Source organism: Roseivivax halodurans JCM 10272, from assembly GCF_000521785.1.
Lineage (GTDB): Bacteria > Pseudomonadota > Alphaproteobacteria > Rhodobacterales > Rhodobacteraceae > Roseivivax > Roseivivax halodurans.
Genome location: NZ_JALZ01000035.1, coordinates 1 through 23,354, shown reverse-complemented (window position 1 = coordinate 23,354; position 23,354 = coordinate 1). Strand labels below are relative to the sequence as shown.

At 60.5% G+C, this 23,354-nt stretch carries 13 protein-coding genes and 1 pseudogene; 6 read left to right on the top strand and 8 right to left on the bottom strand.

Translation table 11 applies throughout. From position 1 onward, the window contains the following. Positions 1-174 precede the first annotated feature (174 nt). Together OCH239_RS18010 and OCH239_RS18005 are read right to left on the bottom strand one after the other, a co-directional pair. Complete coding sequence (locus tag OCH239_RS18010; RefSeq protein WP_037265812.1) at positions 175-11,187, bottom strand: malectin domain-containing carbohydrate-binding protein; 11,013 nt, start codon at positions 11,185-11,187, stop codon at positions 175-177. Positions 11,188-12,330: 1,143 nt separating this feature from the next. Then, the gene (locus OCH239_RS18005) at positions 12,331-12,561 is read right to left on the bottom strand and encodes a hypothetical protein (RefSeq protein ID WP_037265808.1); all 231 of its coding nucleotides are present in this window, start codon (positions 12,559-12,561) and stop codon (positions 12,331-12,333) included. A gap of 552 nt (positions 12,562-13,113) precedes the next feature. Here OCH239_RS18005 and OCH239_RS18000 point away from each other — a divergent pair. The 3 genes and pseudogenes from OCH239_RS18000 to OCH239_RS23610 all read left to right on the top strand — a co-directional run. Beyond that, positions 13,114-14,586, top strand: coding sequence for a mannose-1-phosphate guanylyltransferase/mannose-6-phosphate isomerase (locus OCH239_RS18000; RefSeq protein ID WP_051489598.1), 1,473 nt, complete (start codon positions 13,114-13,116; stop codon positions 14,584-14,586). 1,149 nt (positions 14,587-15,735) lie between these two features. Next, on the top strand, positions 15,736-15,867 hold the full coding sequence (locus tag OCH239_RS23780; protein WP_280111430.1) for a hypothetical protein: 132 nt from the start codon (positions 15,736-15,738) through the stop codon (positions 15,865-15,867). A gap of 493 nt (positions 15,868-16,360) precedes the next feature. After that, positions 16,361-16,549: pseudogene (locus OCH239_RS23610) on the top strand (IS110 family transposase); the annotation flags it as partial. A gap of 175 nt (positions 16,550-16,724) precedes the next feature. On the opposite strand, the gene OCH239_RS17995 reads toward OCH239_RS23610, so the two are convergent. Beyond that, positions 16,725-17,834 (bottom strand): hypothetical protein, encoded by a 1,110-nt coding sequence (locus OCH239_RS17995; protein ID WP_037265806.1) that lies wholly within the window; start codon positions 17,832-17,834, stop codon positions 16,725-16,727. A 147-nt stretch (positions 17,835-17,981) separates the two neighbouring features. Between OCH239_RS17995 and OCH239_RS17990 the strand changes: the two genes are divergently transcribed. Beyond that, a complete protein-coding gene (locus tag OCH239_RS17990; protein WP_037265804.1) occupies positions 17,982-19,067 on the top strand; it encodes an STING domain-containing protein in 1,086 nt (361 codons plus the stop codon). Positions 19,068-19,599: 532 nt separating this feature from the next. On the opposite strand, the gene OCH239_RS22880 is transcribed toward OCH239_RS17990, so the two are convergent. From OCH239_RS22880 to OCH239_RS17980, 3 genes are all read right to left on the bottom strand, one after another. Further along, on the bottom strand, positions 19,600-19,785 hold the full coding sequence (locus OCH239_RS22880) for a hypothetical protein (protein ID WP_157577948.1): 186 nt from the start codon (positions 19,783-19,785) through the stop codon (positions 19,600-19,602). 46 nt (positions 19,786-19,831) lie between these two features. Next, positions 19,832-20,083 carry a hypothetical protein gene (locus tag OCH239_RS22875; RefSeq protein ID WP_157577947.1) on the bottom strand — a complete coding sequence of 84 codons (252 nt, stop codon included), beginning with the start codon at positions 20,081-20,083 and terminating at the stop codon, positions 19,832-19,834. A 979-nt stretch (positions 20,084-21,062) separates the two neighbouring features. Further along, entirely contained in the window at positions 21,063-21,410 is a 348-nt protein-coding gene (locus OCH239_RS17980; RefSeq protein ID WP_037265798.1) for a hypothetical protein, read from the bottom strand. Between the two features lie 389 nt (positions 21,411-21,799). On the opposite strand from OCH239_RS17980, the gene OCH239_RS17975 reads away from it, so the two are divergent. Next, entirely contained in the window at positions 21,800-22,240 is a 441-nt protein-coding gene (locus OCH239_RS17975; RefSeq protein ID WP_037265796.1) for a hypothetical protein, read from the top strand. Between the two features lie 9 nt (positions 22,241-22,249). Next, positions 22,250-22,468 carry a hypothetical protein gene (locus OCH239_RS17970; protein WP_037265793.1) on the top strand — a complete coding sequence of 73 codons (219 nt, stop codon included), beginning with the start codon at positions 22,250-22,252 and terminating at the stop codon, positions 22,466-22,468. A gap of 116 nt (positions 22,469-22,584) precedes the next feature. Here the strand turns inward: OCH239_RS17970 and OCH239_RS17965 are convergent, their stop codons facing one another. Next, complete coding sequence (locus OCH239_RS17965) at positions 22,585-22,842, bottom strand: WGR domain-containing protein (protein ID WP_037265831.1); 258 nt, start codon at positions 22,840-22,842, stop codon at positions 22,585-22,587. 179 nt (positions 22,843-23,021) lie between these two features. Continuing rightward, positions 23,022-23,225, bottom strand: a complete 204-nt coding sequence (locus OCH239_RS23930; RefSeq protein ID WP_084782634.1) for a recombinase family protein — start codon at positions 23,223-23,225, stop codon at positions 23,022-23,024. Positions 23,226-23,354: the final 129 nt, after the last annotated feature.

Sequence of the window (23,354 nt, the reverse complement as noted above, 5' to 3'; positions counted from 1 at the left end):
CTTTTGGGCGCATGTTTGGCGCCGTGTGTCTTGCGACACGTGTCAGAGGACGCGGCAAGGCTCCGTCTGAGGGATTGCTACCATTAACGCCGCGTGAGTGTCCCCCATTCCCTGCCGTCCAGCCCAATGAAACACACCCCTCTACCCCCTTTCGATGCGTGCTGCCGGTCGCCGTCAAAGCGAGAGGTCGTCCGTCAGCAGGATCAATTCCATTGCATCGAACTCGATTGTGGCGATCTCGTCGGGGCGTGTCTTCTGGTTGAGGAACCCGCCAAGCGTGAGCGTGTGCTGACCGGCTGACAGGAGCCCGAGATCGATCTGCGTCTCGATGAAGCCGGTATTTTCACCCACATCGTCGTCGTCGCCCGCCGCAAGCACATCGACCACGTATTCGAAACCGTCCACGCTGACGAGCACCTCACCGATCTCCCCGATGTCGAGGGAGGAGGCCATTTCGATGCGGTAGGTGAGATCGAGCAGACCGGTCTGTCCGGCGTCGCTTTCGAAGGTTGTCGACCAGCCGGCGGACATGTCGGTGATGGTCTGGCGATCCCCGCCACCGAGCTCGACCCGCAACACCCCATCTGTGGCTTCACCGGTTGCGTAGCCGGGCTGAGAGGTGCCGCGGAACGTATCGTCGGCATAGACGAACTCATCGGCGCCGGTCTCAAAATCGGACGCCGGCGGCGGCGCGGATTGGGTGAAGAGTGCCAGATCCGGGCCGGTCACGACGGTGGTGGCGCCGAAGACGTCCATGGCCACGATCTCGGACACTGCGGTCCCATCCGCGAGACCGGTCAGGTCGAGCGTGACCATCCCATCGGCGCTGACAGACGCCGTGCGGATCTCGGTGCCGTCCGAGACCCGGACCTCTGCCGTTGCATCGGCGTCGAGGCCGCTGATTGTGAAGCTGACGGATCCGATTTCGCTTGCATCGATGCTCTGGTCGGGCGCGGCGAGGGTCAGATCGCCATCGTCATCGGCGGTGGCGGGCACCAGGGTGAGGCCCGGCCCGCTGACCTCGGCCACGTTGCCATCGTTGTCGGTCGCCATAACCGAAACCGCAGCGGCGCCGAGAGACAGGCCCGAGAGGTCGAGCGTGACCGTGCCGTCCTGCGAGAGAGCCCCAGTGACCTCGGTGACACCGTCGGAGACGGTGACGAGTGCATCGGCATCGGCGTCGATACCGGAGACGATGAAATCCACCGCGCCGGTCTCGTTGGCGTCGAGGAACACATCCGCGGTGGTGACGGCGAGATTACCGTCGTCATCCGCCCCGGAGACGGTGGAGAGCGTGAACCCGAGCGAGTCGAATTCGATCGTGGCGATCTCGTCGGGTCGGGTCTTCTGGTTGAGATAGCCCCCGAGGGTCAACGTGTGCAGACCCGCGCCGAGGACGCCGAGATCGAGCGAGGCCTGCAGGAAGCCGGTATCCTCACCCACATTGTCGTCGTCGCCCGCCGCAAGCACGTCGACCACGTATTCGAACCCGTCCACGCTGACGAGCACCTCACCGACCTCTCCGATGTCGAGGGAGGAGGCCGTGGTAATGCGATAGACAAAATCGATCACCGCGCTCTGTCCGGCCACGGTCGAGAAGGATGTCGTCCAACCGGCCGACATGTCGGTGATGGTCTGGCGGTCCCCGCCACCGAGCTCGACCCGCAACACCCCATCTGTGGCTTCACCGGTTGCGTAGCCGGGCTGAGAGGTGCCGCGGAAGGTATCGTCGGCATAGACGAACCCTTGCGGACCGTCGTCGAAATCAAAATCCGGAGCCGGGGGCGCCGCGGTTGTGATCTCGAGATCCGGGCCGGTCACGACGGTGGTGGCGCCGAAGACGTCCGTGGCCACGATCTCGGACACTGCGGTCCCGTCCGCGAGACCGGACAGGTCGAGCGTGACCGTCCCATCGGCGCTGACAGAAGCGGTGCGGGTTTCGGTGCCGTCCGAGACCCGGATCTCGGCGGTGGCGTCGGCGTCGAGGCCGCTGATTGTGAAGCTGACGGATCCGATCTCGCCCGCATCGATGCTCTGGTCAGGCGCGACTAGGGTCAGATCGCCATCGTCATCGGCGGTGGCGGGCACCAGGGTGAGGCCCGGCCCACTGACCTCGGCCACGTTGCCGTCGCTATCGGTCGCCATAACCGAAACCGCAGCGGCGCCAAGCGACAGGCCCGAGAGGTCGAGCGTGACCGTGCCGTCCTGCGAAAGGGCCCCAGTGACCTCGGTCACACCGTCGGAGATGGTGACGATTGCAGCGGCATCGGCGTCGATACCGGAGACGATGAAATCCACCGCGCCGGTCTCGTTGGCGTCGAGGAACACATCTGCGGTGGTGACGGAGAGATTGCCGTCGTCGTCGCCGGTATTGGCAGAGGACAGGGACAGGTCGATATTACCGAATTCGATCGTGGCGATCTCGTCGGGTCGGGTCTTCTGGTTGAGATAGCCCCCGAAGGTCAACGTGTGCAGACCCGCGCCGAGGACGCCGAGATCGAGCGAGGCCTGCAGGACGCCGGTATCCTCACCCACATCGTCGTCGTCGCCCGCGGCGAGAACGTCGATGACGTATTCCTGCCCGTCGACGGAGACCAGAACCTCTCCGGTCTCGCCGATGTCGAGCGAGGCGGCCATGGCAATGCGATAATCGAAGGCCAATGTGGCGCGCTGCCCGGCCACGGTCTCGAAGGTCGTCGACCAGCCGGCCGACATATCGGTGATGGTCTGGCGATCCCCGCCACCGAGCTCGACACGCAGGAGATCTCCGTCGATCTCGCCTTCGGCGTAGGTGGGCTCGCTGGTGTTGCGGAAGGTGTCGTCCGCGTAGCTGAACTCGAGCGAGACCGGGGGCGTCTTGCGCACCGTCAAAGGCGTGCTCGCCACGCTTGTTTGCCCGCCCACCACCTGCACGGCCACGAACTGGTTGAGCCCACCTTCCGGTGTCCCGCCAGTGCCTTGTGTGGTGAGAAGCGTCGCCGGGATTTCGAGCGTCCCGTCGATGCCGATTGTGCCCTCAAACAGCGCCTTACCCGCCATTGCTTCGTTTGCGTAGAACGGCTGTTCGGTGGCCGTCACGTCGAAGGCCGGCGCGCCGGTCGCAATGAAGAGGCGGCTGTCCATCTGCAGGAGCTTGATTGTCGCGCCGGGTGTCCCGGTCACGAGGACAGTGATATTGTCACCGGACACGCTGGTCTGGAGGCCGGGCAGCGAGGGCACGAGGTCTCCGCTGCCGTCGATCAGGCTGAGGGTCGGGGCCGCAATGGCATCGGTGGTGGTGACCGTCCCCAGAGCGCCGCCGAGCGATCCGCCGCCGCCCCCGACAAGGCTTTCGTCGAAGAGGCTGCCGACCGAGGTTTGCGTGGTTGTCCCGTTGTCGAAGGTCACGGTGATCGTGGCGCCGATCAGCTCGTAGCCAGACACGGCACCCGCTGCTCCGGCGCCTGTCACGCCCTGGATGCTGTTGGGGTCGACATCGGTTGTGAAGCTGAACGACTTGCCCTGTCCAAAATCGGTGAACGACATGCTCAGCACGTCAAAGCCACCGTTGCGGGGTTGCGAGAACGGGTCCGCGGCCGGATTGGCGGGCAATACGAGGCCAACCGAGTCTGCGCCGCTGTTTGGCGTGAAGGGGGAGGCGGTGGCGTCCCCGCCGGACCCCGTCGGATCGAACACCATATCGGGAAGAATGCCGGTCGACAGGTCGATGCTGACCGAAGTGATCTTGATATCCGCGTCCGTGCTGGTGTTGGTCAGCGTGAAGCTGCCGTTGCTGAAGGTCGACGCATCCAGGCCTGCACCTGGAGTGACGACGAGCTGTAGCGCACCGCCCGACAGGGCAGGGGCCTCGTTCTCGACGATGTCGAGGCTGGCGGAGGGCGTTGCGATATCGATGTTATCGTCACCCTCCGTCACACCGGTGAGTGTGATCTCCACCGTCTCGTCGCCCTCGAACACATCGTCGTCGAGGACATCGATATCGATCTGGACCGAACTTTGGCCGGCCGCGATGGTGACGGTGCCGGTCAGAGCGGTGTAGTCGGTGCCGTTCGTGGCCGAGCCGGAGATCGCGTAGGTGAAGGTTGTATCAACCGCGACCGCGTCCTCCAGGGAGACGAGGAATTGACCGTCCGTGCCGGGTTCGGCGCCGTCCACGATTGCAGATATCGTGGCTGCGTTGCGACCGCCCGCGGAGGCCTCGACCGTGACGCTGGCGTCGTCGTCTTCGCCTGCAACGCCGTTATCGGGCGTCGAGTCGGGGTCGGCTTGATCGGCAGCAACGATCTCGGCACGGTTCGCATAATCGGGTGTGACGGGTGTGGTGTCGTTCAGACGGATGATCTCGATGCCCTGGACGGCGGTGTTCTCGACGCCGGTATGCAGGAATGTCAGATCGATCGTGCCGTCGCTGACGGTCTCGAAGCTGAGCATGGCGCCGGTGTCGAACGCACCGGCAAGCGCGAAGCGGTCGATATCGTCGAAGACCGCCGGGATGACACCATCGACGCTGACGTCGAAGACACGGTCGCCCGTGGGATCGCCGCTGCCGTCGGCATCGGGGATCCCCGTGAAGATTTCGGCGAGGTAGAGATTGATGCGCACGGCCTCGCCGGCTTCGACATCGAAAGCCCAGGCCATTTCGCCCGCCGCATCGCTGGAATTGTCCCAACGTTCGATGCCAAGGACTTCGGCGGTGACCCCGGTGCCCGCAAGGCCGGAGATGTCGATACCCGGCTTGGCAGAGCCGTTCTCCGGGAAGTCGTTGTTTGATCCTGCATTGACGAGATAGGGGGAATTTGCGCCCTGCGTGTCGGCGCTCCAGGCCGGACCGCCATCGCTCGCGGCCACTTCCGCCCCGCCGGCATTGACCCGGTAGAGGACGGTCTCGGCCTCGGGGGTGACAGGGCCGTTCACGGTTGCGGTGATCTCGAGCGTGGCGGTGCCGTCCCGGTCCACATCGCCGATCGTCCAGAGGCCTGTGGCCGGGTCGTAGGCGCCCGCGCCGCTGTCGGAGACATAGCTGAACCCGTCCGGCAGCACATCCCGCACGGCAACACCTGTCGCGGCGACCCCGGCGACATGCGCCAATTCGAGCGTGAAGGTGATCGTGTCTCCGATCGCGGGTGTGGAATCCGAGACGGATTTGGACAATTCGAGATCGGCAGTCGTGACCGGCGTCACGCCGACAGTCACATCGTCGTCCTCGTCGGTCGAGCCATTGCCGGGTGTCGAATCCGGGTCGGGAATATCCGATGCCACGATCTCGGCGTAGCTGTCGTAATCGCCCGTCACGACGGTCTCGACGCTGGAGATCTGGATCGCGCCGATATTCGGATTGTTGGCCGCGCCTTGCAGGAAGTCGATATTGAGCTCGCCGTCCTCGACAACCACACGGAAGCTCTCGACGCCGGTATCATTGCCGTAGGCGGCAAAGGGGTCGAAATCGTCGAGGACCAGGCTGCCTTCGATCTCGACATCGAAGATCCGAGCGCCCTCACTGTCGAAGAACAGCTCGTCGAAGAACAGCTCGACCTCGTAGGTGCCATTGTCGAGCTCAAAAGCGTAGGCGAGGCCGTCGGGCTCTGCGAGCGCGCTGTAGCGTTCGGTGGTGAAGAGATCGTCAGGCGCGCCGGTGGCGTTTGTACCGGGGCCGCTCGGCGCGTTGGAGCCGTAGGTCACGTCATCGTCGGCCACGCCGCGATCGACGAGATAGGGGGAGGGTGTGCCGAGCGCGGCCGAACCGTTTGCGGAGACAGCCGATTGGTCGGCCGACCAGGCCGGGCCGCCATCGCTCGCTGCGACCTCCGCGCCGCCCGCATTCACGCGGATGAGGAGCGTGACCACGTCATCGGTCGGCAGCGCCTCGACGGTGACTTCGATGTCGAGTGTGGCGCTCGAACCTGCGCCCACGGCGCCAATCGTCCACAGCCCGGTCTGGCTGTCGAAACTCCCGTCTCCGCTGGCGGAGAGGAACGTGTAACCTGCTGGCAGAAGGTTCTCGACGGCCACGCCGGTCGCGTCTGAGCCTCCTGCGTTGTCGACCGTCAGGGTGAAGGTGACGGTATCGCCGATGATTGGGGCCGGATCGGAGACGGTCTTGTCGAGTGACAGATCGGCCTCGATCACCTCCTGGTAGGTCAGGTGGATCGGCGCGGTGACGGGGCCCGCGGGCAGGTTGCCATTTGCCGGATCGATGGCGCTGACGACGAGGCCGAGGGGCAGCTGCCCCTCCACGTCATTGTTCCATCCGCCACCGCCGAGGGGACCGCCGTTGACCACGGCGTCGAAGTTGAAGAGCGACGTGATGTCCTGCGGGCCACCCGCGAGCAGCACGTCGACCGATTGGAAGTCCACGGCGTTGTTGGCCGGAAAGTCCGAGCTGGCGAGCGCGACGAGTTGAGCGTCGAGCTGGTCGTGATACTCGCCGGGCGCGGCGGTATCGGGGAAAAGGTTTTCGCCGGGCTGGATGAAGCCCATGGTCAGCACCACACGTACCGTTGTGCCGGCTGGACCATCGACGATGACCTGTGGGCCGCCACCCGAATAGCTGCCGCTCTCGCCGGGGGTGAGGCCATTGACCGACAGGGAGACTTCGGTGCCGGGGCTGTCCTGCGAGGCGATGCCCTGCGAGCCGCCCTGATAGGCGGTGCCGGTGGGATCGGTCTGACCCTGCAGCTGGCCCGTGGCGGTGGTGCCATCGGTGAAGGTGATGGTGAAGGTCGAACCGATGAGCTCGGCGCCGCTGATGCCGCCAATGTCCCAAGCGGGATCGGCACCGGGATCGAGGATCGATTTCTGGGCCCCGGCGATGGAGTTGGGGTCCATGTCGACCGCGAAGGCGACGCTTTCGCCCGGATTGAAGCCGCCATTGGTGTTGGGATTGAAGTCGAGCTGCACGCCTTCGTATCCGAGCACGCCGCCGGCGCCGAGATAATATCCGCCGGAGGGTTCGGTCACGCCGGTTCCGCTGCCGCCGGAAATGGTCATCGCTTTTGAGGTTGTGTCTCCCGCAACGCCGAAGGGGTCGAAGACGCTGTCGGGATAGAGGGCTCCGGACACGTCGATCGTAACCGATGCGATGTCCTTGGTCCCGGTGTTGGTCAGGACAAAAGATCCGTTGCCGAAATTCGAGATCTGGATGTTGTCGATCTGGCCGGGCGCATTGTTGATCGCCAGAATGGCTTCACCGCCGCTTGGCGCCGCACTCCCGGCGGCGAGGATCTCGATACCGCGGATCGCGGGGTTGTTGACGGCCCCGTGCAGGAAGTCGAGATCGAGTGTGCCGTCGGTGATGGACGTCGTGTAGGACAGAACAAAGGCGGCATTGCCGTAGCTGTCGAACGGCGTGATGTCGTCAAACACCGTTGGCACGACACCTTCGACGGCGACGTCGAAGACGCGCTCGCCGGGCGCGCTTTGCGCAGTGGAGCCCTCGACCATGTAGAGATTGATTGTGTACTGGCCTGCCGCGAGTCCGGAGAATTCGTACTGCATTTCGGCATCGGCGGGCGGGTCCCAGCGCTCGGTGTCGAAGATTGCCGCCGGCGCGCCGTTGACGTCGGAGGGATCGACAGTGAAAGCCGCGGTGCTGGTGAAGACGTTTGGTCCGCCTGCCACAAGGAACGGCGTCGGCGCATTTGCCGTGTCGGCCGACCAGGACGGACCACCATCCGTGCTGGCGACTTCCTCGCCGCCGGAGTTGATGCGGAACAGAACCTGTCCCGGAGCCGCGTCGTCATCGGCGATAGTGATAGTGGCCGAACCAGTGCCAATCGACACGTTTGGGCTGACCCCTGTGATCGAGAAGGTGAAGGTCTCGTCTCCCTCGACATCGGTGTCGGAGAGGAGCGTCACGGGGATCTGGACGTCGGAGGAGCCCCCCGCGATATCGACCGTGCCGCTGTAGATGCCGGTTGTGGGATCGAAGTTGGCATCGGGCACCGTGTAGTCGAGTGCCGCGGTCGCGCTGCCGGGGATGATCTCGTAGGCGACGGTGACTGTCTCGTCGAGGGGCACCGTCTGATTGGTCAGCAGCGAGATCTGCGCCTGACCATCGCTTTCGGACACGTTGACCGGTCCGTTCACGACGGAGACGCTTAGCGGTGCGGACCCGAGCTGGATGATCTCGATCGCGTTGATGAGCGGATTCTCGGTTCCGTGCAGGAACGTGATGTCGAGCGCGCCGTCCGTCACTGTGACGATGTTCGAGATCATCGCGCCGGTCAGATGGCCAAAATCGGCCGAAAGATCGATGTCATCGAGATTGGCCAGGACCTCTCCCTCGATGGCGATGTCGTAGACCCGTTCGCCGGGTGCGGACGTTCCGGTGAAGCCATTCCCGAGGAAGAGGCGCACCTCGTAGAGACCGGCCAGGGGCGTGTCGAAGGACCACGCCATTTCAGTGCCGTCAGCGTCGTCCCAACGCTCCGTATCGAAGACGGCGCCTGGCGTCGTGGCCGGAACGCTGGCGCCCGGCTCGACCTGTGGGAAGCCGGTCGTCGAGTTGCTGCCGGCATCGGAGAGATAGGGGTTCGGCGTGGTGGCCGTATCCGCCGCCCAATCGGGCCCCCCGTCGATCGCCGCGACCTGCTCGCCGCCCGCATTGACCCGGTAGAGCACCTGTGCGGTGTCGTCTCCGGTCGCGGTGACGCGGATGTCATCGAACACCGCCTGGAACGTATCGGCCGGGTCTTGGCCCGTATTCGATGAGAACAATCCGAGGGCGAGGCCCGTGGTCTGGCCCTGAACCGAATAATCCCCCTTGATGACGTCGAGCACGGTTGTGCCCGCGATGGAGAGAGCGCTGCCGTCGACGGTTGTGGTCCCGCCACCGGCGGTCTCGTAGGTGATCGAGGGGGTGGCCGTTTCGGCGACCGTATCGATCGTAAGTGACAGAAAGATCTTAGCCGCGTCGATCTCGGCGACGTCGAACAGGTCGTCGGCCTGCAGGAATTGCTGGTTTGATGCAGGCGCGGCATTCCCGTCCTCGAGGACCATCTGGACCTCGCCGCTGGGGTGCTGAAGGGCCACGATCTTGAGGTAGTTGCTCTGGTCGCCGGTGCCGAGATAGCCACCGATCTGCTGGAACGGGCCGACAAACGCCTCACCGGGATTGAACATCGACCAGGTGACAGTGAAGGTCTCGACGGTTGGCGCGATCGTCGCGCCAGTATGGAAAAGGTACTCACCGGAATCGCTGTCGGTGAAGGGGTCGCCGTTGGACACGAACTCGACCACCGTGGCCCCGCCACCGGCGGCCGTGTTGAACTTCACGTTGTCGAGCTTCACATCCTGGTTCGGGAGATCGGAGGGCGCTTGGAGCGCCTGTTCGAAATCGGTCGTCCCGTCGATCATGACGCCCGTCAGGCCGCCGCCAAAACCATCCGGTCCGGGGAAGTCATTGCCGGCGCCGGAGGCGGCGAAGCTCCAGAAGAGTTCCTGATTGGGCAGGACGAGCGCTGAGCCGCCATTTGTGGCATCGCGCTGGAAGGGATCGATCTCGTTGAAGAGCCCGTCATTGTCGAAATCGGGATCGTCGGGGAGGACGAGGTCACTTGGCGCGAACACGCTGATCTCGCTGGAGCCGATCTCGGCGACCCAGATCGTGCCGTTGGGGCCGATGGTGACGTCGAGCGGATTGCCGAGGCCGGTCAGGCCGAAGCTGCCGAGTTGGAGGACGCCGTTTGAGGACAGAACGTTGCCGTCGTCATCAATGATGGGGGCCATGCCGGTATTGTCACCATTGGGGTTGAGCAGCGTGATGTTGTCGTTGAACTGCGTGACAAGCAGCATGCCGTCGAGGACGCCGCCGAAGGCCTGTCCCCCGCTGTCGTATTCGGCGACGCCGTTGCTGGAGGAGCCGACGGTCGCCAGGGCATTGGTGTCGGGGCCGTCACGGTTCACGGGTGTGCCGCTTTCGATCAGGCGCGCGGCGCGTTCGCTCTCGCTGAGATCGGCCAGCGACTGGCCGGGGCCGGCGGCGAAACGTGAGGGGTCGATCAGATATCCGTCTTCGATGGCGACCCCATCCGGCACAAGCGCCGAAATATCGGACACGGTATTTGTTCCGACGCTGCCGTCGGGGGTGCCGTTGTTGTTGTAGACGGTCCAGGCCTGGTCTTGGTTTGCTCGTGTGGGGTTGGCGTGACCGTAATAGCCGCCCTCGACGATATGGAAGAGAGGTTCGGGATCACCCTGGCCGCCATTGTTTGGTGTATTGAGCGCCTCGCCGGTCGTGTCGGTGTTGGGATAGCCGCCGAGATTGCCGTTCGAGCCGTTATCGACGGTGTAGAGGTCTCCGTCCGACGCGACGACGATGTCATACTGGTTGCGAAATCCGTCCGCGTAGATCCGAAGGGGGGCGTCTGACGGCAGGATGGCCTGATTGAGCCCGTCATTGCCGCCCCATGGCCCGGCTTCGTCCATTCCCGACGCGTCCTCACCGCCGCCGCCATCGGTATTGGTGATGTTCGGATCATCAAGTGTGGGCAGGTCGTAGACGTAGTCTCGGGCAATCCCACCTTGTCCGCCGGCGGGATCGGTCTGGACCGAGCGCTGCTCGATATCGGCCAGATCGAGCTCCAGCAACGCGCCCGAGAGCGCGTATTCCGCGGTATAGGAGAAGAAGGAGGAGGGTGCGCCGTTGTTGGTGTTGCCGCCGTTCTGAATGTAGAGCTTGGTCCCGTCCGGGCTCAGCGCCAAGCCGTTCGTCGAGTGGTTCTCCTCGGACCGGGGCAGGCCGCGGACGATATCGACGGTATCCCAGCTGTCACCGTTCTGGGTGACCTTTGTGATGACACCGGAATTGGTGTCGAGATTGACTTCGCCATTGCTCGAGATCCGCGGATCGCTGGAGGAAATGTAGAGAACCACATTTCCCTGATCGTCTTCTGTCACGACAAGACCGGTGACCTGCCGGTTGCTCTGGCCGGACAGCGATCCGTCATCGTTGTGGTTCTGGATATTCTTGACAACTTCGTTGCCGGCTCCATCGACGAGCAGCTCGTGGTCTGTCGCAATATATACGCCGTTCTCGATGGTCAGCGTGAAGGCGTTGATTGATCCGTTTTGCTCGGAGACGTAAAGACGTCCGTCCGGTCCAAATTGCAGCGAGGTTGGGTTGCTGAGAACGTTGGGACCGCCATTTGTACCTGCGAATGTCCCGATATTATTGAAATTGATAGCCATGCCACATCCTCATTTTCCCGCTGACGGGTTCAAAAGACCAAGACTATGGTGGGTCCGTATCGCAGATTGATGGGAGCGGCGCCCATGCAGAATGAGCCCGGTTTCAAATCCAATCTATTATGCAACCTTCAGGGATATGACGTTGCGGTCGATACAACCCGAAGGACGGTCCCCCCTAACTTTCTCCAATTAATCAGCGGGTAAGGCCCGCCGTTCTCTCTAATTCACCTTACAAAAGATACGATGCGCGCCCGCATCGTCTCAAATTTACCGACACCTTCCAAAGGGAGCAGATTTGTTTACCCTTGGTCAAGCCTTATCGACACAAGAGGAGATGTTTTGGCGCGCAGCGCGGAGGCCGCCTGGTGGCGCTCAGGCTCGGAAGCATAAAATACTATAAAATTGTAACCGTGTGGCTGAGGAAGGGTTCTTCCTCTTCGAAAATCCCACATTGGCACATCTGATGCCGGCGAGGGGCGGTTACGCCGTCACCAGGGCCCCGGGCGGATCAGAACGCCGATGGTAATGCGGATAGGGTGCGTAATGGGTGTGTGACCTCTTCGATCCGGAAACGTGCTGCGCCGGGCTTTTTGATCATCATGGATTAACGGTCCAATTCTTGATTTACGATAAAATCACGGGAGGACGGAGTTAAGGAAAGCGCTTATCGTTTCCTATGCGCTGTTCACTCCTGAAGGGTCGCGCAAAGATTTCTCCCCGAACGCGGCTGCACGTATCGCAACCTGCGGAGCGCAGAGCCGCAGGGGTTTTGGAGGAGGTTTTCCTGCCGAACGATTGGGCAAGATTTTCAAGGAGAGGACCTGGGACTGTGGATCGGCGTCGAACCGTGCCCCCAGCTGAAAACCCTCTTACTATTTGGGATCATTGCAATAACGGCGGCGAAAATAGGGTCAGTTTTCGGCTCCGACTTTGTCTTCTCGCACTGCAGAAATTTTTATACCACAATGACTTAAAAGCTACCCACCAAGGGTCATTTTCAATGCCGATCCACATCCGCTGGGCCTGCCTGCCGCCGCGCGTGGACCGCGTGTAATCGCAAGTTCCTAGATATCTCTGGACACGAGGTTCCGGACCTCGACGTTCGGAGCCGCCCCCTGCGAAGCAGGGCGCGGCTCATCGGACTTACTGGTACTGACGCAGCAGGGATTCAACGATCGAGCTACGCTCGCCGTGGCTGTCCTGCGAGTGGATCGCGTTCAGGATCGATGCGACCTGCGTGTCGGTCAGGGCCGAGACGTCGGCATTGGGCGCGTAACGCTCGATCTTGACCTGTGCAGCTTCGGTCGTGGTTGCGGCGTGGGCCGGAACAGCAACTGCAGTTGCGACGGCGAGGGACGTGAGAATGGCTTTCATGGGTGATCTCCGATCTGAGGCCCCGGTATTTGCACCCCGGGGCGGTAAGTGGTCCGGAACACGGTGTCGCGTTCCGCTGACGAACAGATCGGCGCTTCGGTCGCCGTTCGCAAATCACGCAAAGCCTCTCGATGGATCACCAGTTTGTGCCCTTGCGCACAACTAAAATCATACCAATACGCAATTATCTATTAGCCGTTACAGTATCTTAACAGATCTCGAGTTGGATGAGTGATCTAAGCGAGACCGCGCCCATGGCGAGATTATGTGAACCACGAAGGACCATCACAGCTTCGGTGCGTTTGTGCGCAAGCATTCGGAAAGCCTGTTTCGCTTTCGGGGTCTCGGCAGAGCGTCAATTTGGGCTGTCCAGACTGCTCTGTATCGAGGTGCAAAAAGGCTGGACAGTGCGCCACGTGCCTTGTCACTTTCGCGCCTCACAACGTCCTTCCTCGCGCCAGGTGGATGAAACATGGTGCCCATAGCGATAAGTCTTGGTCTCGAAACCGCGTCGAGGTCGGCCGTGTCAGCCGCCAGAGGAAAGAGCGTCAAATGCTCCAGGAAAACGTGACAAGCGCATCAGCAGCCCAAACGACGCTGACGCCGGTTCTTCTCTGCGGTGGATCTGGAACAAGGCTCTGGCCGCTGTCGCGCAAGAGTTATCCCAAGCAGTTTGTGCCGTTGATGGGGGAGGAGACGCTGTTCCAGGCGTCGGCAAGGCGGCTTTCGGGGCAGGATGATATGCTGGCCTTCACCCGGCCGATGGTGCTGACAAACGCCGATTTCCGCTTCATCGTGACCGAGCAGCTGGCGAATGTGGGCATCGATCCCGGACCGGTTCTGATCGAGCCCGAGGGCCGCAACACCGCACCCGCCGTGCTGGCCGCGGCCTTGCATGCGGCCGAGAGCGATCCTGAGGCGATCTTGCTGGTTGCGCCGTCCGATCACGTGGTGCCCGATCCGCAGGCCTTCCGCGCCGCGGTGGCGCGCGGGCTCGAGGCGGTGCGGGCGGGGGATCTTGTCACCTTCGGTATCCAGCCGACCCATGCCGAGACCGCCTACGGATATCTCGAACTCTCCGCCCCGCCGGATGGTGCGGGCCGTCCGGTGAAGCTTTCGCGTTTTGTCGAGAAACCGGATGAGGCGCGCGCCGCCGACATGCTGGCGGCCGGGAACTTCCAGTGGAACGCGGGCATCTTCCTTTTCCGCGCCGCCGACATGATCGCAGCCTTCGAGGCCCATGCGCCAACGCTGATGGGCCCGGTGCGGGCCGCGCTCGAGGAGGCCCAGGCCGATCTGGGTTTCTTGCGTCTCGCCCCGGGCCCCTGGGCGGGGTGCGAGGACATCTCGATCGACTACGCGGTGATGGAGAAGGCCTCGAACCTCTCGGTTGTGCCCTATGGGGAGGCCTGGTCCGATCTCGGGGGCTGGGACGCGGTCTGGCGTGAGAGTGGTCCGGACGAGGACGGTGTGGTTGCCTCCGAACACGCCACAGCGATCGAGTGCCGCAACACGCTCCTCAGATCCGAAACCGAGCGGCTCGAGGTCGTCGGGATCGGGCTCGAGAACGTGATAGCTGTGGCCATGAACGACGCGGTTCTCGTCGCCGACATGTCCCGCGCTCAGGACGTCAAAAGGGCGGTTGCGGCGCTGAAGGAGAAGGGGGCAGCCCAGGCCGTCTCCTTCCCGAAGGATCACCGACCCTGGGGCTGGTTCGAAAGCCTCGTGGTCGGCCCCCGCTTTCAGGTCAAGCGTATCCTTGTGCATCCGGGGGCAGCGCTTTCGCTGCAGAGCCATTTCCACCGCTCCGAGCACTGGATTGTGGTCGAGGGCACGGCGCGGGTGACAGTGGATGACGAGGTCAAGCTCGTGACAGAGAACGAGAGTATCTACATCCCGCTCGGTGCGGCGCACCGGATGGAAAATCCGGGCCGCGTGCCGATGGTTCTCATCGAAGTACAGACCGGCACTTATGTGGGTGAGGACGATATCGTCCGATACGAGGATGCATACGCGCGGAACTGAGCTCGTTTGAAAGAGAGACCAGAGGCTGAACTTCGGTCCATAGGGCGCACTTTCGAAAGAGCGCTGTCCCGATGCCTGGCATTGGCCGCGCGCGGAGCCCCCGCGTAGCGCAGCGCGCGGCCAATGCCATTGGCCCGACTCTAAGGAATAGATAGAGTTTTCTGGCGAATATGGAATTTACCGGATTCGGGTCAATTGAGGTGGGGGGGCGTCTGATATATGGGGTTCGGGGGCGATCATGCGCAAGGTCGATCCAATCCCTCCGATGTTGGAGATGACACAGAGCCTCATGGTCTCGAGCCAACAAAAATATGGATAGGAATTCAGGCGCCTTGAGTGGATTCCGCGATGAGTGATACAAGAGAGTTTAAACTGGCTTCTGCGCTTCAAAATATACGTCTTAAGGTCTCTCTGACAGATATGCAGGGCGCGTTATAGTCGCTTTAGCCCCAGCGCAAATTTGGGCCCTCACGTTGCTCACAGAGGGAGCGATCAGACGGCCGTTCTGTCACACGCCAAATATTGTAATGATGTTTGGTGTCCGGTTGATGGAGGGGAAAATAGAATTAACGCCTGACGATCACTCGCCAGGCGCCGCACGTGATATAAAAAAGCGCTAGAAACCGCACAATATACTCGACCCCCGAACGCCTTGGCGTCGCTCGTAATAGAGCCTACTGATTTTTGGAGAACCCGTACCGGGTTTACGCAGCAATCCCACCAGCAGCAGTCATGGAGACAATATCGAAGAACTCTTACGCAGGGTCATCTTTTCGCTGCGTAAGCGAAGGGCTGCGCGTTTCGCGTTGATCTGGTTCGATTCTTTTTTCAAGCCCGTAAGCGGTTTTCTACCTTTGGTCGATCTTGTGCTGAGTCGTTTCTCCCAAAGCGGGAGATTTGACGCGAATCAGCTGCGGTCTGGCGCCGTCGGCGGGGCCTTCCGGGGCGTCGCCACGTTGTGCTGTGACCAGAGGCCTATCCCGCCGGATACATTGGTATGCCTCCGGGCCGGTGGAATACCCTTGGGCAGAATTCATCCTCGAGGCGAGTTTGCGTATCTCGTTGGGAGCGAGGTCATGCGGGGGTCATCCTCCGGCTTCGCTGAAACGCCTGATACTCTGTACACGATTGCCGGAAGGGTAAGTTAAGATGAGCCGCTCTCAGATTGCTTCGGAACTGCAGACCAAGAAGCGCGAACGAGCTCGTGGCCTGCTCATCGAGACGCTTGTGGGCCTTGGTGTCCTGGTCTGGGTGATCGCGAAGTTCGCGACCGTCATCTGATGTTTTGGCTTTGATCATCTGGTCTGAATGCTCGTGTCGGAAGGCAACTTCGGGTGTTCCCGTGGTTGCAATACATCAACGAACATTTGGGTCGGTCAAAGTGTTGCCACAATAAGGTGGTGGCAGCAGCGGGGGCCCGCCAAGTCCCGCTTGGCGGGCCCGCTATGGGTAACGAGTAACGGTTTGCCAAATCGTTGAGTGTACATGGCTCCTGTTAAGAGTGGTGGCCTCTCGCGTTGCAGCGCGAGAGGCCGTTTTTGTTCGGGGGTGGTTTCAATACCTATTCTATACCCGATTTGTGGTGGCCTGCGCTATTCGTGGAATCCCGTAGGCCGGATTTTCTCTACCGGGACGATGGCAGTTGCGGGGCTCGGCGCTCTGTAAGCTCCTATTCCATCGCCCAAGACTGGGGTGGCGGTGATGAGGTGACCGCCCCCCTGACGGCATCGATGTGCCAAGGTGGATCAGCGAGGATCCACAAAGGAGGACGGTCGTGTCGAAGATTACCACGGTCGGGCTCGATCTTGCGAAGAATATAGTCCAGTTCCATGGAGCTGATGGCACGGGGCGAGCCGTGTGACGCAAGACGCTGGGGTGGGACCAGGCGCTGGCATTTCTCAGACCGCTGCCACTCTGCCTTGTTGCGATCAAGTTCTGTGGCGGGGCGCGTTTCTGGTGGCGCTCGTCGGAGACCTGGGCCGCGGATTGCCCGCCGATGCTGTTTTCATCTCAAGGTCCTCGCGCGGCCCTTGCGCAGTTAACCGAGAAGATTGTTTGGCGCAAAGCAGAAATCTTCCGCCGAGCCAAGGAAAACGACGTTGCGCGGCGCTCGCACGCCGAGCGGGTTGCGGGGGGTGTTAAAGAGAGAACTGCGCCCTGCTGTGAGTGTTTAAAAACTCACGCGTTTCGAAATAAGCCAGCGTCTCCATTTCTCTCATTGCATGAATCTCGGCGAAACGATCATCTTTCAATTCAGCCATCTTGAAGTCGCGAGTTAGCTTCGAGCAATATGTTGCATAGGCGCGATTTCGCAACAAATCTTCTGTCAATCCCGTGCCGTCCTTGTAGGATTGCAGCCCGACGACGCAAATGGCAAGCAGGCTTGATCCCAATACAAATAATTGCGATTGATCCGAAGAGCTTGACAGCAGCAGCTGGCTTGAAACGGCAAGCATCTGGAAAGTTACGATGCCAAGGGTGGCGATAAATTCGAGTGTTTTCACTGTGTGTTCCTGGTCTGCCAGAGACCCAAACAGGGGAAACGGTGTTGCTTTCCGATCAAGCGTACTGGTGGAATACTCCGCCTGCCAGTTAAACCGAAGCTCTTCCCAGAAACGTTTTATCTCGGCGTAACGTTCGCTATCCAGATTGCCTCGCTGAGAGTCCGGAATGTCGATCATAAGAGCTTCATTGAGTGTCGTATCGTCACGAACGGTCTGGCGGTAAGCACCTGCACGCACCCGGCGAAGTACACGTTCCAAAGACTTAGCTCTGCCCTCGAGAACGCGTTGTCTATCCAAAACGCTCGTACTGCAGATCTCTTCGAGATGCGCCAAGAGGAACTGGAAGTAAAACTGCCGCACACGCTCGGAAATCAACCTGTGGGTGAGCCAGTCATCACGCTTGCGCCCGAAGAGTATCCCCTTTCCGAGAAGCAGGGCGACGACAAGAAGTATGACCGAGGTGGCGATCAATCCTTTGGCTAGTGCGGAATCCGCTGCGATGAACACCTCTAGAGGCGAGGAGGTGGCGATGAGCGTCGCCAATAAGGAGAGTGTGATGAGCGCGATTGCCAGGAAGCTGCGCCGTCGCGATCCCGTCTTGAGGGATTTTGCGGCAACCTCGTGGTCGAGGAATTCTGCCTGGAGTTCTGGCCAAATCAGGTGGTCTGCGATCTTCGGGTATTGGTTCCTAAGGTAGGTCTCGTCTCCTTCGTTGAGACCGAGATCGCTGTTTGGTTTGCTCATCACTCATCCCCCTGCTACGCATATTTTTAGGATTTTCTGGCTTTTGAGTATTATCTAACAGACCGTAAAAGAGACTGTTTAGCCAAATTTGTTAGCGAGGTCCGAAAGACCTCGCGACAGTGTTTGAAGCATGGAGAGCATTGCATCATGGAAAGCACACGGGAACCCCTCGATATCTTCATAGGCGGTCCGATGGGAAACCCGCGCACCGATGGCGCGGGCTTGAGCTTTGACGATCACCTGCCGAACATCGCTGCGGTCATTCAGAGGATCATCACCGAGTACCAGGAGCAAAATCCGGACGGGCCGTACCGTCCGCTTCTTCTTGATCCCTCTCGGGAAGCGATCGGCACGATCACCGACCGGGTCTTTTCGATGATCGAGAGAAGTGAACTTGGGATCTTCGACTGTTCGAGCGCAAGTCCTTCCGCGATGTACGAGCTGACCCTTATGCACGCTCTGGGTAAGCCGGTGATTCCGGTCGCGTTCAGAAACCCGAAAGTCCCGGAAGCGAGAACCATCTCCCACTACCTCAGAGATGAATACGCTCTGCTCGTCGATACGTTCACCGAAGAGGAGCTCTACAACGGCTTATCCCAGAAAATCGGCTTAATGCTCAGCGGACAGGATACCACCTTAAACGCATCCAGCAATGCCATCAGCAAGTTCTATGGATTGCCGCTGCTCGATGTTTCGGCAACGACCGGATTGGCCACGGGCTATTTTCATAATTTTCTGCGTCACCAGTTGCAATCGCGGGCAAAGGTTTTTGTCGATATTACCGAACTCGAGGCCATTGTAATAATTGTTCCACACAATCTGGCGGAGGTTGGTGGGCTGAAGGATGTTCTCGAGCAAAGAGCAAAGGCCAACGGGTTTGCGTATGAGGAGGTTCGGCGGGAGGATGGGGGAAATTTTGTGGTATCAAGTCATGTCCGTGGACGGGTCCTCCTCGACAAGATCGGCCCCTATCTGGTCGACATCCCAGCGCCCCTCATGGCCCAGATGTCATCTCCGCGCCGCGACAAGCTGCTTCGTGACCAGAACGCCGCGCATCCCCGTATGCAGCAAGAGTTTGTGCTGCGCCTCGAACGCCTCGAGCGGGCGATGATCGATCGCTGGTTCTACACGGTGCGCAACTTGGTGACACGGGACGTCCTACGATCCGATCGATTGCTGTTTCTTTCGGTCGATGAGCTGTTCTCGAAGCTGGAAGAGTGGCGCAATAAATAGGGAATCGCAGCCGGATTGGTCTCGCTCGGCATCTGGACGGTACGGTTCGGCACGACGCCTGGACCGGGTGTGACCTACGGGCGCGCGATCATGAGGTGATCGAGATCGGCCGGCTCAACTGCCCGTGCCGGGTCCCCCGTGAAGTCAGCCCGGACTTCCGCACGAAGTCACGTCTCTCCGATCGGGGGAGAAGGCTGTGCGACCACCGGGAGCTGTCCCTATTCGGGGGAATCGTCCTTTAGTGGAAATTCGCCGGTTTTGAACGTCCCGTGTTCCTTGCAAACATACCAGTATTCCGCCCGTCGAGGGTGGGTATCGGTAAGGACGTGCATCGGGTGCAGGTCGCACCCGCAGACAGGGCATAGCCCTTCGTCATAGAGAGAAAACGGCTTCCGCCGCGCATCTATTGCTTCTATCGGCCCACAATTGCGGCATGTGTGCCGCCAGCTTTCCCGTATCGGGCCTTGCTGCGTCATGAGATAGACGGAGAACAATTTCCTGTTGCAGCGCGGACAATAGAGGACGGGCCGCGTCACGAACCCTCCTCATGGCGCGCCCAGATGTGCAAGGGAATGTCGGCGGGATTGAGGGCCTGATAGTCACGGTCGAGGATCCGGCGCAGGATGGAGGTAGGGGCTCCACCCCCTGCCTTATCGATTTGAGATTTTAACCTTGCAATTCGTTTCAGCCGTTCGGCGGCCTTAGCTTCCGTCATCATCTTTCAGCTTGCCCCTGCCAGCCGACATGCCGTCCGCGCCTGTTGGTCATTTTGGCCATGAAGGAAAGGTTTTGTCAGGCGGAAACAGGCGCGCATGTTTTTGGTCGAAGGTATGAAGACCCTGATTCGAGGCGATAGCGTCGTAAGCCTCACGTGCGATCACGGAACATTCGCCGGCTGTCTCTGCTGCCCGCTGCGCCGCCTCGGTATGCCAGTCATGCAGCGTCGGAATGCTGGCTGCGCGGTGCTGAATGAGCCTCACAGCCTCAAAGAGCGGCTCCAGATCGTCTTCAGTCAAGATTCTGCCCTTCTGCCCCAATTCTGGATGCCATCGACATCCCGGACCACGTGCGGGTGATCATCATCCATGCCCAGCAGGCTAGCAACTGTATTGGTCAGCAATTGTCTCCGTCAGCACTTCTGGGACATGTGAGTTGATTTTCCGGGGGATTTCGGGGTCACAGCAGGAGGATGGGGTGGTCGGAAGGTCCTCTCCGGCAGGGGAAGGGGACCTCAGATGCTCAAAGCCGAGCCTTTGCAAGGCCTTGCCTGACGTTGCGTTACCCTCGTCCGTTGCGAAACTAGTCTCCCATAGGATGCGTAACTATCGTATATCGCGTATGACGTTTGGCGAAACTCAATCTTGGCGGGAGGCCGGTGATGTACAGGGCTCAAGTTTCGAGTGACCATTCCGATGGGTGTGGCATCGGGGAGAGCTGCTCTCATTGCCGGGATAGCGCCAATCGAGGCCACAAAGCGCCTGTGAGCGACGTCACGGGGCGCGGCAGAACCAGGCGACGTCCCGAACTGCGCCCTATCGCCGAAATATTGCCGGACATTTCCGCGAAGACCTGGACGCTGCTGGCCAATCGAAGAGCCAAGGACGACATCGCTGTCTGACCGGTGGATTTGCTCGGCAGAGCGGCTCACGGCACCGGAATGGGTTACTGAGTGTCGCTCAAAACCCTCGCGAGGGAAGCCGTTCTGGTAACAGGGGCTATGCCGCCGACCTGACTTGGGCCTCCTCGAGTGCTGGCAACATCATGCATCGTAGGCCGCAAGATGATGACCCCGGCCTAGGACAAGACTGCGCCGCTGACGCCGCACGCGGGCGCTGAGCGCATGACCCGTAATCTGTGCAAGTCGTTGACGAAAATAGCGGCCGTGACCAGAGGGCCGACATAACCGCGAGCGTTTGCGTTGCGGGCATTGCCGCAACTCCAAATGTGATTGGTTGCGGTCGGCCAGAGAGCAGTATGTCCGTAATGTTGGCCTTCTTACTCCGCGGAAAGGTCGAGTGCGTCTCCTTCCAGGATCTCTCCGGTACCGGCGCTTTCGCCGTCTTTTATCCACTCCAGGACCGTGCCATCGAGTTTGGCTTGGTAACATCCGAAATCGGTATCCGGGTAGCAGACGCCCTTCTCGGTGATCTCGTAGACACCTGACGTGTCGGTATCGTAATACGTGCCGTCATCGGCAAAGTAGCTGGAATACCCCCCTCCGCCCATGTCGCCCTGAAACGTGTTGCCGACCAGTGCCTCGCGCAACTCGTCCTGCGTCGCTGAGATGGCAGGGAAGGCGAGGGTGGTCGCGGCTGCGGCAAGTGCAAGTCTTGTGATTGTCATGAAGGTCTCCTCTCTGTGGGCAGAAGGATGGTGCGCTAGCTCTTCTTGAAAAGCCCCGCGGATCGAGGGAGAGCCGTGACCCCACCACCCCCTGCAGCGCCTGCGCAACGTGGAATGTTTACGATGCTTGCTTTGACGGTGGATGCAAGATCCATGCAGGGCTTGACCTAGCCTTCGGCAACATATTCGTTTTATGGAGGAGGTCACGCACTACGCTAAAGGTTGTTTTTCCAACGCTTCTAGAGGCCAGGAGAATAGGAGATCAGGGTGGAGCTCGGGTCAGGTGAGCGCATATACGGGTCCTTCCGGCTTACCCCGCTCTTTGTCGTGAAATCCGCCAATCTACGATGAACAAGACCCCCGTTCTGCGTCCAGTTGGAGGGAAAGGAATGGCGACAAACGATGGTCAGCCTGGAGAGAAGCGACAGGCCTACGAAAAGGCTCTGCCACAACTTTCGTTGCGCGTTGACGATTTTTCCTGGCAGGGCATTTGCAAAGATCACCCGAGATTGTTTTTCCGCCGACTGAGAGAGCCTCAGGATAATATTTTCACTGACCTGCTCATCGGAGAGATGCAGCCCGAAATTGCGGTCAGGTTACTTGCTGAGTTCATCCGAAGAACCGGCCCGTTTTCCACCAACACCGTGACGGCACGCGACATATCGAGTGCCGAGACCTCTCGAGAGGCCACGTTGGCTAAGTATGAACAAGTGACTTGGATGCTTACCACTGCGCTGCGCGAGGTGAATGTCCAAGTGAAAAGTGCGATGCTGGACCACCGCGAGGATAAATTCGACATTCATATAGTCGTTTCGACACGCCACTGGTGACAATGCGCAATGGGGCTGGATCAACTTGGCGCGGAACAGATTCGTCAGATCGGCGATCAGGTATGGCGACAGATTATTGGCATAGCGGTTTACTATGACGATCGGATGGCGGCGAATGTCGCCTCGGATGGAGCGGAATTTTTAGAAGAAAAGTTGATCACGGACGATCTCTCGACGTGTAATGGAGTTTTACAAACCGCCAAAGATTTCATTGCGGCTTTGAAATGAGGGATCGCCGATGCTCACTCAGTCAGTTGTGAAATACGCCAGGGACCTCCACGGCGTTCGGGTATTTGATTGAGTATAATTCGATCAGTCGCCGCTTGAGGGGCGTCAGCTAATACTCACGGCCCGTGTCCATAGCCTCGGCGCTGTTTGGCTTTCAGATGCACGAGGAGGGCGTCCACGGCCCGCCCCGCATCGTCGAATGCCTCTGTCCGCTGGCGGCCCATTGTTCCTATGCGGCCCCAAACCTTGATGAGGGTCACACCACCGAAGAGATCGGGCTGGATGTGCATTCGATAGAAGCGGCGCATGTTCCGGTCGGGGTCGATGCGCTCAATGCGGATATCGTCCGGGAAGAGCTCAAGCTGCTTGGTCATGTGGGTGTCTCTCGAAGGACGCGGGCTGATCGTGGGGTGGTGTAGAGCAAACAGACGCGCAACATCCGCTTCCGGGCGCCGGCCGGATACAGCGTGGTCGCGGATCTCCTGAGATTGATCGTCAGAAAGCTTAGGCTTTCGATTAGGATGCCGACCTTTCTTGCAATCACGCTCCAATCCTACCTCCGTTCTCGGATCATCTCGCGCTCGACTTCCGCGAAGGCTCCGACCACTTGCATCATCATCCGCCCTCCCGGCGTCGTCGTGTCGATGGCTTCAGTCAGCGACCCGAACCCGGCATCGGCAGCATCGATCCTCGCCATAAGGGTCAGCAGGTCTTTCAATGACCTGGAGAGGCGGTCGGGTTTCCAGACAATGATCACATCATCTGGGCAGAGCTGACAAGCATGCGCTGAAGCTCGGCGCGATGCCGGCGCCCGTCGATGCGCGCTCTTGATAGATGCGCTGCAGCCGGATGCTGTCGATCACTAACAGGCTGCTGAAGAAGTCGG